Genomic DNA, 17,995 nt, shown 5'->3' with positions numbered 1-17,995 from the left:
TCATTTTGGAGGGAATATGAGTTCAATACGCGTCGTTAGAGCCTCTTTAATTGCTGCATTATATGTAGTTCTTTGTATTATATTTCAACCTATGAGTTTCGGCCCTATACAGGTTCGAATTGCAGAAGCTTTTGTAATTCTTCCTTTTCTTGATCCTGCATTCATCCCGGGTATCTATGTAGGAGCATTGTTAGCTAACATAATAGGTGGTTTGGGTGCCTGGGATATTTGGTTTGGAAGTTTATTGACCTTGATAGCAGGAATTGTAACTTGGAAGATGCCAAATGAGTATCTAGCTCCTCTTCCTCCTATATTGATTAACGCCTTTGGGGTGTCCGCTTATGTCGCTCCATTGTATGGAGTGCCATATTTCTTTTCTGTACTTTGGGTAGGAGTTGGAGAAGCTGTTGCAACGTATATTATAGGGCTTCCGATATTAAAGATATTCAAGAGAAATTTCTACAAAAGGAGTGAAAAAGATGAATAAAAAACCATATATAGTCGATACAACTTTAAGAGATGGTCAACAATCTTTAATCGCAACGAGATTAAAAATGGAAGATTTTGAAGACCAATTAATAGACTTCGATCAAGTTGGATATTATTCAATGGAGGTATGGGGTGGAGCCACGTACGATTCATGCATACGATACCTCAACGAGGACCCATGGATAAGGCTACAAACCATAAGAGAAAAATTAAAAAATACCAAAATCCAAATGCTTTTGAGAGGGCAAAATTTAGTTGGATATAGAAATTATGCGGACGACGTAGTGGAATTATTCGTAAACAAAGTAGCCGATTACAAGATGGACATCATCAGAGTCTTCGATGCTCTAAACGATATTCGTAACTTGGAAAAGTCCATAGAAGTTGCAAAAAAAAGAAATATTCATGTTCAAGGAACTATATCTTATACCGTTAGTCCTGTCCATAATCTTCAGTATTATTTAAATTATACAAAAGAATTAGTGGAAAGAGGCGTCGATTCAATCGCTGTAAAAGATATGGCAGGTTTGTTAAAGCCAAAGGACGCATATGATTTGGTAAAAGAAATCAAGAAAAAATTCGACATCCCTGTTGATATTCATTCTCATGCAACAACCGGTCTTGCCTCTATGGCTTATTTTGCGGCAGTAGAAGCTGGCGCAGATATTCTAGACTTAGCGTTGAGCCCTTTTGCTAATGGCACATCTGAACCCGCCATTGAGCCCTTTGTCTACACATACGACTTGGATCTAAATACAAAAACAATAATGAGATTGGTTGACCATTTTTGGAAAGTAAGATCAAAATACAGTGAATACGATGTCAAGATGGAATCAATAGATGCCAGAATATTAAATGCTCAAATCCCTGGAGGTATGCTTTCTAATTTAATTTCTCAATTGAAGTCCCAAAAGGCTGAAGATAAATTAAACGAAGTTCTACAAGAAGTACCTAGGGTTCGCAAGGATTTGGGATATCCTCCTTTGGTGACCCCCACTAGTCAGATCGTTGGAGTCCAAGCTGTTTTAAACGTATTAACAGGTAAAAGATATTCGATGATAACCAACGAGGTAAAAAATTATTTGAAAGGTCTCTATGGAAAACCTCCTGCCCCAGTAGACGAAGAATTATACAAATTAGCTTTGGACAATGAAAAGCCCATCGACCATAGACCAGCAGACGATTTAGAGCCAGAGCTAGAAAAAGCAAAAAAAGAAATAGGAATATTAGCTCAAAATGAAGAAGACTTACTAACCTACGTTCTATTCAAAGAAGTTGGTAAAAAATTCTTGAAAAATAAATATGTTCGTTCCCTTAATATCGATCTAAACCTTGCGGAAAGCTTTCAAAATGAAGATACTATCATCTATCCTATTTAAATTTACAGGTAAAACGTTGAAAAACTGAGATTTTTGCTCCTAATCGGAAATAATTCTTGATAATTCCCTCTAATCGGTTTTAATCACCAATAATCATGATTTGAAAATGTACATTTATTTGTTATAATTATTTTAGTAAAAACGTTTCCATAAGGAAAAAAACACTCAAAAGGGGGTATTAAGATGAAAAAAGGCTTAATTTTAACTTTGGTAATGTTAGTAGGAGTTCTTTCACTATTTTCACAAACTTTAACCGTGTGGTCTTCAGAAAAACAAGTTGATTTCATGAAAAGAATTGGGCAACAGTTTACCAGGGATACAGGCATTAACGTTGACGTCCAAATGGTTACTTTCGGTGATATCAAGTCAAAATTCCTAACAGCGGCTCAGGCAGGAGAAGGCCCAGATATAATAGTTGGGGCTCACGACTGGGTTGGAGAATTAGCATTAAATGGTCTACTTGAACCTATTCCAATATCTGCTATCGAACTTAACAAGTTTGCTCCATCAGGGATTCAAGCATTCACATATGAAGGCAAGTTGTATGGATTGCCATACGCTATTGAGGCAGTTGGATTATTCTATAATCGTGATTATGTAAGCGATGAGGAAGTGCCAACAAGCATAGACGAGTTAAAGGCTTTAGCAAAAGAATTTACCACAGATGAAACGGTCGGATTTGCTGTTACTGCTAATGATTTTTATCATGTTTATGGTTTCTTTACTGGATATGGTGCTTATGTCTTTGATTATGATTCTAGGACTGGTTACGATATATCTGATATAGGAATGAACAATGAAGGAGCTATAAAAGCTGGATATCTTTTGAGGAGTTTCTTCGAAGAAGGTATAATGCCACAAGGTATGAACTACAATATTATGGATTCCATGTTCATGGATGGTTTGGCTGCCATGATAATAAACGGTCCATGGGCTGTAAAAGCATACTTAGATGCGGGTGTGGATTTCGGAGTAGTTCCATTAACAAGCATAGAGGTTGAACCAGGTAAAACGATGAAGCCATTTGTTGGTGTACAAGGGCTAATGATCAATTCTAGATCACAAAACAAGGCATTCGCTATGGAGTTCATCATTAATTATTTAGCAACGGCTGAAGGAATATATCAATTCTATATCGCTGACCCAAGATTGCCTTCAAGAATAGATGTTTCTCAGATAATTGAAGAACAAGGTGGTCCGGTTCCTGCTGAAATAGTTGCTGCCTTCACAGAAAGTGCAGCTGGTGGAGAACCAATGCCGAATATACCAGCAATGCAATCTGTATGGCAACCTATGAATGATGCTCTAAACAACATTATAAACGGAACACAAACACCAGAAGACGCTCTTAACGATGCCGTATCAAAGATAAAAGCAGCTTTGTAATTTAACCTTTGATCGATCTTTAAGATTAAAATATAAAAAGATTAAATAACAAGAAGGGGAGGTTAACTTCCTCTCCTTTTTTTTAAAGCTAAAATTTTTGGGAGGGGCAGTTCATGAATAAGTTCACTACGTTTTTAATATGGATATTCATTGGAGTTATGAATGCACTCCTTGTATGGGCAATACTTCTTCTATTCATACTTGCCAACTATGGATTAGGCATAGTTATAAGTATTTTTCTTGTTTTGACGGATTGGGCGATTTTTTCCAAAAAAGCTTACCCATACAGATATACTTTACCTGCTTTGTTTTTTCTCTTTATTTTAACTATATATCCAATTTATTATACGATAGATACGTCATTCACTAATTATGGAACGGGACATTTATTCACTAGAACAAACGCTATAGATACTCTCCTCACAGATCCAACGTACTACTTTGAGCCAGAAAATCCAAAAACCTACGATTTCAAAGTATTCGTCAGATACGATGAGCAATACAAACCAACCGAAGACTTTTTATTACTTTTATATGACGAAAAAAATATGTATTTATCCGAAAAACCCGAAACTTTAGAGTACGATTCGAGAGGTAACCTAATATATGCAGAATCAGAATTGTTTCCTATTGAAAGAGACCAAATAACTGTAAACAATGCCACTTACAAAATAATACGCCCCACGGAAAGTTTAGGAACCAATGGCAATGATTCAATAATAGCCATTGAAAAAGATGGAGAAATCAGATACACTTATTTTTATTCTCCAGTTGATCCACTTACCTCCACTAATTCAGCATTTTACAACTCTGTATTGAGACAGAATTATTTGAAATCTTTAAATTTGGTGTTGCAAGATCAAAACTTCCGTCTCTCTAGTTCAACAATATTCAGAAAATTCTCAGAAGCCTATAGGGTTTACGATACATCGGTTAAAGTTATAGTTGACGGAGAAAGAGAGATATACAAAACAGTTGTAGTGAACACTCTTACCAACAAAGAATTGGTTGAAAGGGACTCAGCCTTTTGGGATTACAATGAGAATGGAGAATTGTACAGATTAATAGGTTATAAAGACTATATAGGTGGAGAAAACTTTGCAAAAATAATAACCGATCCACGAATTTCTGGACCATTCTTTAAAATTTTTGGTTGGACTTTTGCCTACGCAGGTTTAAGTGTTCTTCTCACTTTTGTAGTTGGACTCGCGTTTGCTTTACTTCTAAACGATGTAAACCTTAAAGGAAAAGTTGTGTACCGAACTTTACTAATAATACCGTGGGCGATACCAGCATTTATTTCGGTTTTGGTTTGGAGAAATGGATTCTTCAACGAAACATACGGGATAATCAACAGATTCATATTGGGAAACTTAGGAATAAACCCAGTTAAATGGCTGAACGATCCATTTTGGGCAAAAGTGGCAATACTGATAACGAATACCTGGTTAGGATTTCCTTACATGATGACTATAAACCTTGGTGCTTTACAAAGTATTCCAGGCGAACTATACGAAGCAGCCGTTATAGATGGTGCGACCAGATGGAAACAGTTCAGGCAGATAACATTACCCCTTTTGATGGTCGCTGTTGCGCCATTACTCGTTATGAGTTTTGCCTTCAATTTTAACAATTTTACATTAATCTATCTCCTTACAGGTGGTGGACCTGCAATGGCGGGAACGAACACACCGGCAGGTTCAACGGACATTTTGATATCTTACGTATATAAATTAGCCTTTGAAGGATCACAGGGACAGGACTTTGGCTTTGCTTCCGCTATTTCGATGATCATATTTGCAATAATAGCTGTGTTTAGTTACTTTAACTTTAGATTCTCAGGTTCATTCGAAGAGGTGAGTAGATAATGGCCATGATCGAAAAGAAAAATTACACTTTAAGGCATATAATATTAATAATCTGCGTTGTTGTAATACTCTTTCCTCTTGTATGGTTGATTTCTACATCGATAAGAAGAGATAATGCCGCTTTTTCACCAAAATTGTTTTCTAACAGATTGACCGTAAATAATTACAAAGATTTAATCCTTCAAACTCCAAATGTACCTGAATTAATAAACGAACTGAACTCTCTTAGTTCGTACATCGGAGAATACAGCGGGCTATCTCTAACAGAAGCACAAAAAGAATCAATGAAATTTATAACCAGTTTGGAAGAATACTTTTCCGAAACTCAAAACAACTTTGAAGATTTAGAAAGTTCGTATGATGAGATATTTACACTTTACGAGACCCAGTACAAAGACCAGTTTTACAACGATATCAACAAAATAAGGAATGAAGATTATCAAACCTTCCAAGAAGAGTTAACCACAATATTAAATCTATCCCAAAGTATGGGTATAAACGTTGACACTACACAATTGCAAATGTTGCTAAGCGAGTATTTTAATCAAAGAAAAGAAATAATGACCAACTTGGAAAGTAGCTCTTTAAATAAAGATAGTGAATACTATATAGAAACTATGAATACAATACTGCAAATCCCGCTGAAAACTTCTGCTTGGAAGGTAAGAACGTATAGGAGATGGATAAACGAAGAGCCCGAAGCTGAAAGGTTTGAGGAAAGCATTTTATCATTGTCTGAAAGATGGGATTCAATTGAAACAGAAATAGAAAAGGTACAAGAAGATATTCAATTACAAGCCAACGAATTATATGGTCAGTCCATAAGCCAAATATCCCAATTAGAAGCAGAATTAAACTATATAAATTCACAAATATCCCAAATCACTTCACAACAAGCGCTTTTAGAAAGACAAAACAGTGAAATATTCAACAGTTTATCCGCACTTTTTGATATATTCATAGTCGAAAAAGAGCGATTACATGCTTCTTACAACATACTTAAGGGACAAGATTTAACGAATGTGGAAGGAAAGTCACCATTATTTGGTGAAGATAAATCTTTTTACGATCACGTTCAAAAATTTTCTCAGATCATTCCTTCTTCTTACGAGATTTTGAATTCTATAGATATATTCATCGAAAACGGTTTTGTTGAAACGCTCGAACTTCTCACTGAAGTCTATCAATTTTTAAACGAAAACTTCACAAAAATATACGCCATAAAAGATTCAAAATCAATTTTACCAAGTTATCAAGCGGCAAAAAGTTCAACTTTAAAACTTTCTGGAAGCATAGACGAATTACTTCCACTAACATCACAATACAGTTCAAATACTCGTCAATTAGCCCAATACAGCGCTCAACTAATTAATTTAAGAGAACAAAAGAACGAAATTCAAACCACACTTGCCCAAATCAAGGGAGAAAATGAAGAACCCTTAAACAATTTAGAAAAATTACAAAACATTCCTTTTTTGTTAGTTTATTTGGAAAGTGCCAATCAAGAAATTTCCAATAACTTTGAATCAACGAACTACGCATCCTTCGTGAGTTCAAAATATTATCCGTATTTTACTCCTGATCGTAACAGATACGTATTAATGAATTGGTACAACAATCTGTTGGAATCAAAGCAAAGATTTGACCAAGGAAGAGAAAAATTAACAGTTATCCAAAATCAAATGGAAGAAAATATTAATATATTTAAAACAAATCTCACTGAATATCTTACTTTGAATCAAGGTGGTAACGTGACTACTATAGAACCACTTTCTGAGATTGAAACACTTTACAACACGCAATACGGGAAAGCTTCGGCTGATATAGCTCGTGCCTCAAGGATAGTTAGTGATCTAGCAAATTACACAGATTACTCCGAATTAAAGTCTAAACTTAGGAATATTGATAAAAATCTTTATTTTTTGCAAGAAGATTGGTCAGCAAAAGTTAGAAAACCGTTCATGCGCTGGCTCCTAAATTCCATAATGGTAGCTGGTATAACATCAGTATTAACTGTTTTAATAACCTCCATTGCAGCCTATCCCTTTTCAAGGATGAGATTTGTAGGAAGAAAACAGGGATTATTTTTCTTGATGATAATTCAGATGTTCCCAGGAGTAATGTTTATGATAGCAATTTATGGTATATTGAAATTTATGGGTGATAACTTTGGAGTATTTGGTTTGGATTCTTTAGATGGATTGATCTTTGCATACATGGGAGGAATTGCTTACAACATGTGGCTGTTCAAAGGTTACTATGACACTATCCCAGATTCTTTGGAAGAATCTGCAATGATTGACGGTGCTACGAGGTTCCAAACCTTTTGGAGGATTGTTTTGCCTCTATCTCTACCCATAATTGCTGTTGTTATGATACTTACCTTCATGAACATATTCAACGAGTTTGTTATGGCAAGAATAATATTACAGAGCGAAGCAAATTATACCTATGCTGTTGGATTGCAAACATTCTCCACAGGACCATACGAAACAGAGTGGGGATTGTTCACCGCAGCCTCGCTATTGGGGGCGGTCCCAATGATAATTCTATTTTTGTCTCTCCAAAGATGGATAATCGGAGGATTAACTCAAGGCTCTGTAAAAGGTTAATCATTAGGAAAAAGGAGACATGCAAATTACATGTCTCCTTTTTTTAGGTATACTATGACTGTTTTTTATCTAAATTAATATACAAAAGAACTTTTGCCTATGAATTCTCTTATTATTGAAGTTTTGGGTATTTCATCGAGCTCTGTAATGGGGAGAAAGTAGTCCAAAAATCTTAGTAACCTTTTTGCCTCTGAATATTCAGGATGAGAGTTATCAATAGATAGCAATAGAGGTTCAGCAAATAACTTCAAAACTGAAAGCTCGTAAACTAGGTGAGAATTGAACATAATGTCTGCTTCATCTTGAAAGGGAAATATATTTTTATGTTCGCCACTTACTACTGAATGCCAAATCTTTAATGTATCTGCAGCTGAATAACCTCTAAAATAATAATCTCTCACTAACCTTCTTATTAGTCGAGTATCCGTTGTAGGAATTCTATCCATACTGTCTAAATTCATTTGGGTTAAAGAACTCACATAGATTTTAAACTTTTGTTCTTTTGAAATAGAAGTGGTTAGTCGTTCGTTCAAACCATGAATACCTTCTATAATAATAGGCTGATTTTCATTTATTTTTAAAGTTTCTTCTGACCAAAATCTTGTACCAGTTTTGAAATCGAATTTTGGAAGTATAACTTCTTTTCCCTTTATCAAATCAATCATTGTGTTGTTGAACAATTCTAAATCCAATGCGTTTATACTTTCAAAGTCGTAATTACCGTTTTCATCTCTTGGTGTCTTCTCTCGTTCTAAGAAAAAGTCATCTAAAGATATTGGAACTGGCCTTAACCCATGTACTTTAAGATGTAAGGCGATTCTCCTAGCACTTGTTGTTTTTCCAGAAGAAGATGGCCCAGCTATCATTATCAATCTTATATTCTTTCTATTTATTATTTCATCAGTTATCTGTGCGTATTTTTGTTCATGTAAAGCTTCTGCTACACGAATGATCTCTCTTACCCTTTCGGCACCTTGAGAAATTATAAAGTTTAATTCTCCGACTGTTTTTATTTCCATTATATCCAACCAATTTTTGTATTCTTCGAAGGTTGTAAACAACTTAGGAGAATAACTATAATTTGGAACGTCGTGGGGGAAACGATTTGTAGGATGGATTATGACGAAACCCTTTTCAACCTTTTTCAATTTGAATTTATTAACATATCCTGTTGAATACGGAAGGTATCCATAAAAGTAGTTAAAATATTTGCCAGCGTAATATACATTAACGGTACTTTTCTTTCGATATTTGAAAAGTAGAGCTTTATCTTCTTCTCCTATTTCCTTGAACATCTTTATAGCATCGAATTTATCTATAGTTTTCTTTTCAAAAACAATGTCTTTTTCAACTATCTCCCTCATCTTGTTTTCTAGTAACAATAAATAATCTTCCGAAGGTTCTCCAGATTTAAATTCGCAATACATAGCATCGTTGAGGGTATTATTCACATAAAACCTGTCTTCTGGATTGATTTCTTTCAATGCAATATACAAAACAAAGAAAAGACCTCGTCTATAAATACGCACTCCATCAGGCGTTGTAATATCGCAAAACTGTATGCTTCCACTTTTAGATACTTTGCTGAACAATTCCTTAATGTCGTTGTTAAATTTCACGTATAAAACCTGTTTTCCGGAGGTCTTTTCGAATTTTTTTGCTATATCAATAAATTTGGTGTTTTCATCAGCATGGTATACTTGTCCAGATTCAACATCTCTCAGTTGAAAATCCATTTCAATTTTCTCCTTTCAGAAAGTGAAACCCGGGCTACACCCGGGTTTTGGAGCGGATAATGGGATTCGAACCCACGACCCCTTGCTTGGCAAGCAAGTGCTCTACCACTGAGCTATATCCGCATCAATTTTCTGGAGCAGGTGATGGGGCTCGAACCCATGACCTCCGCCTTACCAAGGCGGCGCTCTACCGACTGAAGCTACACCTGCATTTTCAAGATAAATTATACTATATTTAATTCCTTTCGTCAAGTAATGTAAAAAATTAAAATATGGTAAAATAAATGTGTAGCAGAAAAAATCTAATAAAGGGGGAGAAAAATGGAGAAAAAAGCTGACCCAGAACCTTTCAAGATCAAGATGGTCGAACCCATCAAAAGAATTTCTAGAAAAGAAAGAAAAGAAGCCTTAAAAAGGACTGGCTATAATTTATTTGCATTGAAATCAGAAGAGGTCTACATTGATTTGTTGACCGATAGCGGTACTGGAGCAATGAGCGATAATCAATGGTCAGGATTGATGTTAGGCGATGAATCGTATGCAGGAAGTAAAAGTTTCTACCATCTATTAGAAACAAGCAAAGAAATCTTTGATTACAACTATTTTGTACCAACTCATCAAGGTAGAGGAGCCGAACAGGTTTTATTCCCTCTTTTAATTAAAAAACCTGGTCAGTACGTGTTGAGTAACATGCATTTTGATACAACTAAGGCACACGTCGAATTAGCTAAAGGCAGGCCTGTCGATCTAGTTATAGAAGAGGCTCTTGATACAGATACCTATCATCCCTTTAAAGGAAATTTTGACTTGGAAAAATTGGAATCCTTTATATCAGATAAAGGAAGCAATAATATTGCTTTTATCATAATAACTATAACCTGTAACAGTTCAGGTGGGCAACCTGTTTCTATGCAAAACATAAGGCAAGTCCGTGAATTAGCTGGTAAATATGGAATTCGAGTATTCTTAGATGCAGCTCGTTTCGCTGAAAATGCTTATTTTATAAAGCAAAGAGAAAAAGAGTACTTTGAAAAATCTATAGAAGAAATAGTGAAAGAGATGTTTAGTTACGCCGATGGATTCACAATGAGTGCAAAAAAAGACGCCATAGTAAATATCGGCGGATTAATCGGGATAAAAAATGATGAAGATCTTTATAATCAAGTAAAAGCAGCTCTTGTTCCTTTAGAAGGATTCCCTACATACGGTGGTTTAGCCGGTCGAGATATGGAAGTCATGGCAAGAGGCTTAAAAGAAGGAATTCAAATTGATTATCTGGACTATAGAATAAAACAAGTAAAATACTTAGGAGATAGGTTAAGAGAGGGTGGAGTACCAATTCAATATCCAACTGGAGGTCATGCTGTTTTTGTGGATGCTAAAAAATTGCTTCCCCATATACCTTATTACCAGTTTCCAGCTCAAGCGTTGGCAAACGCACTTTATTTAGAGTCTGGAGTTCGTGGTGTAGAAGTTGGATCATTAATGATGGGACGAGATCCTCAGACTGGTGAACAGCTTGAATCTCCTTTTGAATTTTTGAGATTAGCCATCCCCAGAAGAGTCTACACCTACAATCACCTTGATTATGTTGTTGAAGGGCTACTAGCGGTACGAGAGATTTCTAATTCACTAAAGGGATTAGAATTCACATACGAGGCGAAAATCCTAAGACATTTTATGGCAAGATTAAAACCTATAGAAACTTAATTTCAATTTATAAATCACTTTTTCATGATATAATATAGTGTTAGAAAGGATTAAGCTCAAACACCTTAGAATTAGCATAAAGACGACAAAAGTTGGAATAGATCCTATAAGGACTAATAGTGGTATAGTTTTCGGGACAAAGGGGGCTATATACAAAGTTTTGGAGTTTCTACGGACTGTAAAATAATACTAAAATGAAGGAGATGTTAAGGATGTCTGAATTTTTACTGCAAAACACACACGGAAGTCATTTTTACATGAAAACGCCCTCTGGTCATGATATTCATGTGGACGCAACTCCAGAGAACCTCGGTTATGACTCGGCTGCACGCCCCATGGAGTATTTAATTGCTGGTTTAGGTGGATGTACAGGAATAGACGTAGTAACTATTCTAAACAAAATGAAAGTAAAGTACGATGAATTAAATTTGCGAATATTAACAGAAAGAAGCCAGGAGCATCCCAAAAAATATACAAAGATTCACATAATTTACGAGTTTAAGGGGAAGGATCTACCCATAGATAAATTAGAAAGAGCCGCTCAACTTTCGCAAGAAAAATATTGTGGAGCAAGCGCTACTTTTAGAGGTTCTACAGAGATTACATACGAAGTAAAGATCGTTGAGTAAATATAAGTACAATGATTGTTGGGAGGAATAGAATGGCTAACTTACAAGAACAAAAAGAGAAGGTCTCTAAAAAGCTAGAAAATATCGATAACGTTATTATGGTTATGAGCGGTAAAGGAGGAGTTGGAAAAACTACCGTTGCAGTAAATTTAGCGGTAGCTTTGACTCTAGAAGGTAGAAAAGTGGGTCTTTTAGATGTTGATTTACATGGTCCTGATGTAGTAAGAATGTTAGGAGGTAGGGAGGCTAAAGTTTCTGCCCTGGGAGAAGAAATACTTCCTCCTGAAGTACACGGAATAAAAGTTATTTCTATTTCACAATTTCTGGATAAAGATAATGATGCAGTTATCTGGAGAGGCCCTTTAAAAACAGGTGCTATAATGCAATTTATTGGTGATGTTGCTTGGGGTGAATTGGACTATCTAATTATTGATGCACCCCCAGGTACTGGAGATGAGCCTCTAACGGTTTTCCAAAACGTGGAAAAGATTAAAGGTGCTTTGATTGTTACTTCGCCTTCTGTCGTTTCTCAAGACGACGTAGAGAGGGCTATTAATTTTGTGGAAAAAATGAATAAACAAATTATCGGGATAGTTGAAAATATGTCTTATTTCATCTGTCCAAATTGTAAAACTAAGCACTTCATTTTTGGTGAAGGTGGAGGGAGAGTTTTAGCAGAAAAATATAATTTAGAATTACTTGTACAAATTCCTTTGGACTCAACCGTCAGGGAAAACATGGATGCTGGTAAACCTGTTGCTTACTTTGGAAACCCTGAGCTAACTAATGTCTACGTTAATTTGGGTAAGAAGGTAATAGAAAAAGTAGAAACGGTTCGTGAATAGGGTTTAAGATCATTATCTCAAGCCTGTAAACTTCTTTTCATCTGGGGGGTTATATTTATGAAAAAATTGGTTTTCCTTATAACGATAATTTTTTCTGTTGTTGTTTCTTTTTCGGCAAATACTTCTTTTTTATACTCAAAAGAAGCTACTTCTGTTTATTTAGTTGCGAGTTTTAACGACTTTGAACCGGTACCGATGGAAAAAAGCTTCACAGGCCTGTGGCGTTATAACGCTGATTTAGAGCCTGGTGAATACCTCTATAAATTCATCGTAGATGGTAAAAGAACGATAGATTTTTCAAACGATAAGATAACAGCATATAACGGAGAAATCTTCAATGTACGCACCGTTCAAGAGGCATATGCTTTTTCAAAAGTTGGAGATGGAAAAGTTAAAAACGTTTATTTCGATAACCAAAGAAGATACATAAATCCAGTACAAAAGGGAGAAATATATCTTTCAATAGAATTCGAAAAAAATGATGTTGAAGACGTTGAACTACAAGCTAACGCCTCATCCGTACAAAAATCCGTAATAGAATTCGATAATACCATTCTTTATAGATTCCACATATTTACAGAATCAGAAGTTTTAAAGTATCGATTTTTAATTTACGATGGGGAAGAAATAATATACGGTTTCAACGGATCAGAAGAATTTTTTGAATTCGACTTTAATCATCCTATAATTTCGTATTTTGATATACCAGAGTGGTCAAAAGGAAGGATCTATTATCAAATATTTCCTGATAGGTTCAGAAATGGTGATTCTTCAAATGATCCTAAAGGAACATACAGTTGGAATGGTCCACACAACAGAAATTCTCTTTCTTTTGGTTTTTATGGTGGGGATCTTCAAGGAGTCATTGATTCAATTGATTATTTAGAATATTTAGGAGTGGAAGCAATCTATTTCAATCCCATTTTTGAAGCCCAGACTCCTCATAAATACGATACAACTGATTATCTAAGAATTGATGATTCTTTTGGTAATGATGAGGTCTTTTCTAATATGTTGAAAGCATTACATGAATCAGATATCAAAGTAATCTTAGATGGTGTCTTTAATCATACCGGAACTGAATTTTTCGCTATGAAAGAAAACTTTCTCAAACAAGAAAAATCCGATTATTTGGATTGGTATTATATTAAGTCATTTCCTATCAAAAAATCTACAGAAAGTTACGAAGGTTGGCATGGATACGCTGATCTCCCTCAATTAAACAACGAAAATCCAAAGGTGCGAGCATACATTAATCACGTAATAGGTAAATGGATGAGTTTTGGTATAGATGGATGGCGAATGGATGCGGTTGATCAACTTCCTGAAAGTTATTGGTCGGCTCTTTACGAAAACATTAAAAACATAGACCAAGAAATTTTAGTTGTGGGAGAATTTTGGAGAGATGCCACTTCTTATTTTGAAGATCCAAGCTTCGACTCGGTTATGAATTACATCTTCAGAGATGCAGCTATTGCTTATGCTAAAGGTGGAAGGTCTATTAATTTTGTTAATACCACCAACGCATATATAGACAAATATCCGCCACAAGTACTGCATGGGTTGTGGAACCTTTTAGGTTCACATGATACTGAAAGAATACTAACGGCCCTAGGTGAAGATACACAGCGAATGAAATTAGCTGTGGTTCTTCAAATGACGTTTATAGGATCACCTCTAATATACTATGGTGATGAGATAGGCATGACAGGAACCACAGACCCATTTTGTAGAGTTCCATTTTACTGGGACGATAACAAATGGAATATGGAAACTTTAGAATTATATTCCCAGCTTGCCGAATTAAGAAAAGAAAGTAATGCCTTGAGAAAAGGTGATTATACAGTATTGTACGCTGATGAAAGTGTTCTTATATATGAAAGAAGCTACAAATCCGAGAACGTTATAATCGCACTTAATTCTAAAGATTCACAAATTGAAATTGAGCATGACTTGCAAGGAAATTACATAGATGTTTTTACAGGGAAAAGCTTTGATACTATTGAGGAAATACCTGGTAAAAGTTTTCTTGTACTTGTTAGTGAGTAAAGTTGGAGGTTTTTGATGCATTATTATGAAGTTATTCCTATAGGGCATATGGTTTTTAATGGGTTTACATACAAAAGTGACAAAAAATTAGAGATTGGTCAAAGGGTGATCGTTGATTTAAGAGGTAAGTTCATTTCTGGTTTAATTTACAAAGAATCAGAAAGCACTGAATTCAACAAAATAAAAGAGATCGCATTTCCATTGGATAATAAAAGTTTATTAAACGAAAGTCACATCAGACTTATGGAAAAGGTAAGCTCCAAATTTATGGCACCTATTGGAGAAGTTGCAAGATTGTTTTTCCCTCCTCTTTCTTCAGATATATATAAATTAAGGATATTACCAAAAAGTTCTTTAGCTCCTATTCAAAAGCCCGTTTTTTACAAGCAATTTTTACAATCTTTTGATAACACATCAAAAGCAAACAAACAGTTAAGGGAATATTTAGATTCGAATTTAATTGAGATAGAACTTTATAGAAAAGAATTTACAAAAAAAATAGACAAGTTTGTTAGTTTAAAAATGGACTTAAAAGAGACATGGAAGTTCAATGTATCAAAAACTGCTAGAGAGGTAATAAACTATCTATCCATAAACGGCGAGACCTTAGAAAGCGATCTATACTCACAAGGTATTGTGAAAAAAGGTTCCACAGTTTTGAATACATTATGGAAAAAAGGTATAATAGAATTATCAGAAAGTTCAGCCACCAGCGAAGAAAATATAGAAGTTTCTTTAAGTAAAGAACAGAGACAAGCAGTTAAATCAATACAGGTAAATCCTGACAAACCTCATTTATTGTACGGAGTTACAGGTAGCGGTAAAACCGAAGTATTTTTCGAGGTGGCTAAGCCTATTTTGAAAAATGGTGGAAAAGTACTTCTTTTAGTTCCAGAAATTTCCTTAACCTCAGAGCTAATGAACAGGTTAAAAAAACGGTTCGCTAATTACAATGCTGCATTTTACCATTCTGGGCTTACAAGTAGTGAAAGAGTACAGACATGGTATAAAGCAGTAAATGGTGAATTGGACTTAGTCATAGGGACAAGAAGTGCCATCTTTATACCCATGAAAGATTTGAAAATGATAATAATCGATGAAGAACATGATCAATCTTACTATCAGATAGAAAACGTTAGTTACGATGCGATAGATACAGCCTGTTTTAGAAAAGAGTTAGAAGATATTCAGCTAATACTTTCATCAGCTACCCCACGGATGGTTGATCTACACATGGCGAAAACAAACTCTTTTTATCTTGAAAAAATAAAAACAAGGTACTTTACTGAAATGCCTGAAGTACAGATAGTTGATATGAAAAAGGATGAAAAATACAACTGGATATTCAGTAAAAAGGTAGTAGAAAATATAGAAATCTCTTTGAAAAAAAATAAAAAAATAATTGTTTTTACACCAACAAGAGGTTATGCCAATTATGTAATTTGCAGCGATTGTGGATATATATTTAAATGTGATGAGTGTGATGTTTCATTAACTTTTCATAAAAAAGAAAGAAAATTAAGTTGCCATTACTGTGGTAAAGAAAGTGAATTACCAAATTTTTGCCCGAAATGTGGAGGGTTTAAACTACAATCCAGAGGTTTTGGGACTGAACGAGTTTTGTCTGAATTAGCTAAATTGTTCCCTTCACAACCCTTGGTAAGAGTAGATAGAACGGTTATAAAAACATTCAAAGATTTACAAAACACTTTTAATTTCATGAAAGAACCAGGGAAAAAGATCGTTGTAGGAACTAAGATGATCACTAAAGGTTTAGATATTCAAGATTTGGATTTAGTAGTCATTCTTGATGCTGATAGATATATCAACTTCCCCGACTACAACGCCCAAGAAAGTACAGCCTCATTGCTTATGCAGGTTGCTGGGAGGTCTGGCAGAAAAGAAAGAGGCAAAGTTATCATTCAAAGTTTTCAACCAGAAAATAATATTTATAAATCTTTGATTGATCACAATTTTGATCTGATTGCAAAGAATGATCTTGAACAAAGGAAAATATACGGTTATCCTCCATTTGTAACCTTGTTTTTGATTTTAGTGAACCACCCTTCTGCTGATAAAGCAAAAGCAAAAGCAAATGAAATCGTGGAAGAGTTGGGTAAAATTGAAAATCAAGATGATTTTGAAATATTAGGACCAGTTGTGCCTATCATTTCCAAACTAAGGGGAAATCACAGGAATCAAATCATTATAAAAAGCAAAAAGAAAAATCATGAGTTTTTATTCTCAACGCTTAAAACATATTACAAAGACATCAAAATTTATGTTAATCCTCCCACTACTTTAGTATAAATATTGTTATGAAAACGTCGTTCCATGTTTAACGTCAAAATATAGATATACACCATAGATAAGTATAGCAACTATTCAAATTTGGAGGTGATTTAGATGGAGTATAAAGTTTATACCAAAGAAGTAGAACTCACTGAAGCTTTAGAGAATTATATCGAAAAAAGAATGAGTAAACCAGACCATCTGCTCAAAAAACATCCTGATATTGTCTCTCCCTCTGACGTCAGAATCACAAAAGAGAGAGGCATTTACAAAGTTGAAATAACTACGCATATTAAAGCTTTAAGCAAAATCATAAAAGTAGAAGAAAGAAGTAACGATCTTTATGAGGCTATAGATAAGGTAACAGATTCTTTGGAAAGAAAAATAAGAAAGCTAAAAAATCGTTTACAAGAACAAAGTAGAGCGGATAAAAAAGTACGGATGGAAATAGAACAAAACTTTCTAAATACCAACATCAATGATCTTAATTTCAATGATGAAAGTGAAACTGTGGGCGAAGAAAAACCCAATGCCCCCAAAATCGTGAGAACAAAAAATTTCGATCTAACCCTTATGAATGTAGAAGAAGCAATGTTACAAATGCAACTGTTAGGCCATTCATTTTTCGTTTTCAGAAATCCAGAAAATGACGCTATCAGCGTGCTTTACGAAAGAAAAGATGGAGATTTAGGACTCATAGAATTCAATGAATAATTGTTAATCAGGTAGGAGGTAGATAATTAATTTATCTACCGTCCTCCCACACCACCATACGTATCCTTAAGAGGCGGAAGCCTGTTCTATCCGGTATAAGGCGGTTCAACAGAATTGATGTTTTAAGTTATACGTTTCCAGGATCGAAGTTAAACCCATTTCCTTAAGGCGTTTATTAGTTAGTGTTCTTGAAAGTATTGGGCTGTTGGAGATTCTCCAATAGCCTTTTCTTGTATTTGCATATCCCCATGCTTTGTTAGTTTTTAGTCCTAATTTGACTAAGTTT

At 34.8% G+C, this 17,995-nt stretch carries 12 protein-coding genes, 2 tRNA genes and 1 pseudogene; 11 read left to right on the top strand and 4 right to left on the bottom strand.

The window, feature by feature from the left end; genetic code table 11:
• Positions 1-16: 16 nt before the first annotated feature.
• The 5 genes from X929_RS05585 (at position 17) to X929_RS05565 (ending at position 7,734) form a co-directional block, all read left to right on the top strand.
• Entirely contained in the window at positions 17-487 is a 471-nt protein-coding gene (locus X929_RS05585; protein WP_103067051.1) for a QueT transporter family protein, read from the top strand.
• Positions 480-1,868 (top strand): pyruvate carboxylase subunit B, encoded by a 1,389-nt coding sequence (locus tag X929_RS05580; protein ID WP_103067050.1) that lies wholly within the window; start codon positions 480-482, stop codon positions 1,866-1,868. The genes X929_RS05585 and X929_RS05580 overlap by 8 nt, the downstream gene beginning before the upstream one ends.
• A 183-nt stretch (positions 1,869-2,051) precedes the next feature.
• A complete protein-coding gene (locus tag X929_RS05575) occupies positions 2,052-3,254 on the top strand; it encodes a sugar ABC transporter substrate-binding protein (protein WP_103067049.1) in 1,203 nt (400 codons plus the stop codon).
• A gap of 113 nt (positions 3,255-3,367) precedes the next feature.
• The gene (locus X929_RS05570; RefSeq protein ID WP_103067048.1) at positions 3,368-5,122 is read left to right on the top strand and encodes an ABC transporter permease subunit; all 1,755 of its coding nucleotides are present in this window, start codon (positions 3,368-3,370) and stop codon (positions 5,120-5,122) included.
• The gene (locus tag X929_RS05565; protein WP_103067047.1) at positions 5,122-7,734 is read left to right on the top strand and encodes a sugar ABC transporter permease; all 2,613 of its coding nucleotides are present in this window, start codon (positions 5,122-5,124) and stop codon (positions 7,732-7,734) included. The genes X929_RS05570 and X929_RS05565 overlap by 1 nt, the downstream gene beginning before the upstream one ends.
• A 74-nt stretch (positions 7,735-7,808) precedes the next feature.
• Here X929_RS05565 and X929_RS05560 read toward each other — a convergent pair whose 3' ends face one another.
• The 3 genes from X929_RS05560 to X929_RS05550 form a co-directional block, all read right to left on the bottom strand.
• Positions 7,809-9,470 carry a nucleoside kinase gene (locus X929_RS05560; RefSeq protein WP_103067046.1) on the bottom strand — a complete coding sequence of 554 codons (1,662 nt, stop codon included), beginning with the start codon at positions 9,468-9,470 and terminating at the stop codon, positions 7,809-7,811.
• Between the two features lie 48 nt (positions 9,471-9,518).
• Positions 9,519-9,593 (bottom strand) — tRNA-Gly (locus X929_RS05555).
• A gap of 10 nt (positions 9,594-9,603) precedes the next feature.
• Positions 9,604-9,680: transfer RNA gene (locus X929_RS05550), tRNA-Thr, on the bottom strand.
• 111 nt (positions 9,681-9,791) lie between these two features.
• Here X929_RS05550 and X929_RS05545 point away from each other — a divergent pair.
• The 6 genes from X929_RS05545 to hpf all read left to right on the top strand — a co-directional run bounded on the left by X929_RS05545 (position 9,792) and on the right by hpf (position 17,709).
• Positions 9,792-11,180, top strand: coding sequence for a tryptophanase (locus X929_RS05545; protein ID WP_103067045.1), 1,389 nt, complete (start codon positions 9,792-9,794; stop codon positions 11,178-11,180).
• A gap of 212 nt (positions 11,181-11,392) precedes the next feature.
• Positions 11,393-11,809, top strand: coding sequence for an OsmC family protein (locus X929_RS05540; RefSeq protein ID WP_103067044.1), 417 nt, complete (start codon positions 11,393-11,395; stop codon positions 11,807-11,809).
• A gap of 32 nt (positions 11,810-11,841) precedes the next feature.
• The gene (locus X929_RS05535) at positions 11,842-12,654 is read left to right on the top strand and encodes an Mrp/NBP35 family ATP-binding protein (RefSeq protein WP_103067043.1); all 813 of its coding nucleotides are present in this window, start codon (positions 11,842-11,844) and stop codon (positions 12,652-12,654) included.
• A gap of 57 nt (positions 12,655-12,711) precedes the next feature.
• A complete protein-coding gene (locus X929_RS05530) occupies positions 12,712-14,703 on the top strand; it encodes an alpha-amylase family glycosyl hydrolase (protein WP_103067042.1) in 1,992 nt (663 codons plus the stop codon).
• A 15-nt stretch (positions 14,704-14,718) separates the two neighbouring features.
• Positions 14,719-17,013 (top strand): replication restart helicase PriA, encoded by a 2,295-nt coding sequence (gene priA, locus X929_RS05525; protein ID WP_103067041.1) that lies wholly within the window; start codon positions 14,719-14,721, stop codon positions 17,011-17,013.
• Between the two features lie 96 nt (positions 17,014-17,109).
• Positions 17,110-17,709: a ribosome hibernation-promoting factor, HPF/YfiA family gene (gene hpf, locus X929_RS05520; RefSeq protein WP_103067040.1), complete on the top strand. Its 600-nt coding sequence runs from the start codon at positions 17,110-17,112 to the stop codon at positions 17,707-17,709.
• A gap of 105 nt (positions 17,710-17,814) precedes the next feature.
• Here the strand turns inward: hpf and X929_RS09765 are convergent.
• Positions 17,815-17,995, bottom strand: a pseudogene (locus X929_RS09765) (group II intron reverse transcriptase/maturase); the annotation flags it as partial.

The organism is Petrotoga olearia DSM 13574, from assembly GCF_002895525.1.
GTDB lineage: Bacteria > Thermotogota > Thermotogae > Petrotogales > Petrotogaceae > Petrotoga > Petrotoga olearia.
Note: the sequence above shows the minus strand (reverse complement) of the source record. Positions and strands in the feature narration are given on the sequence as shown.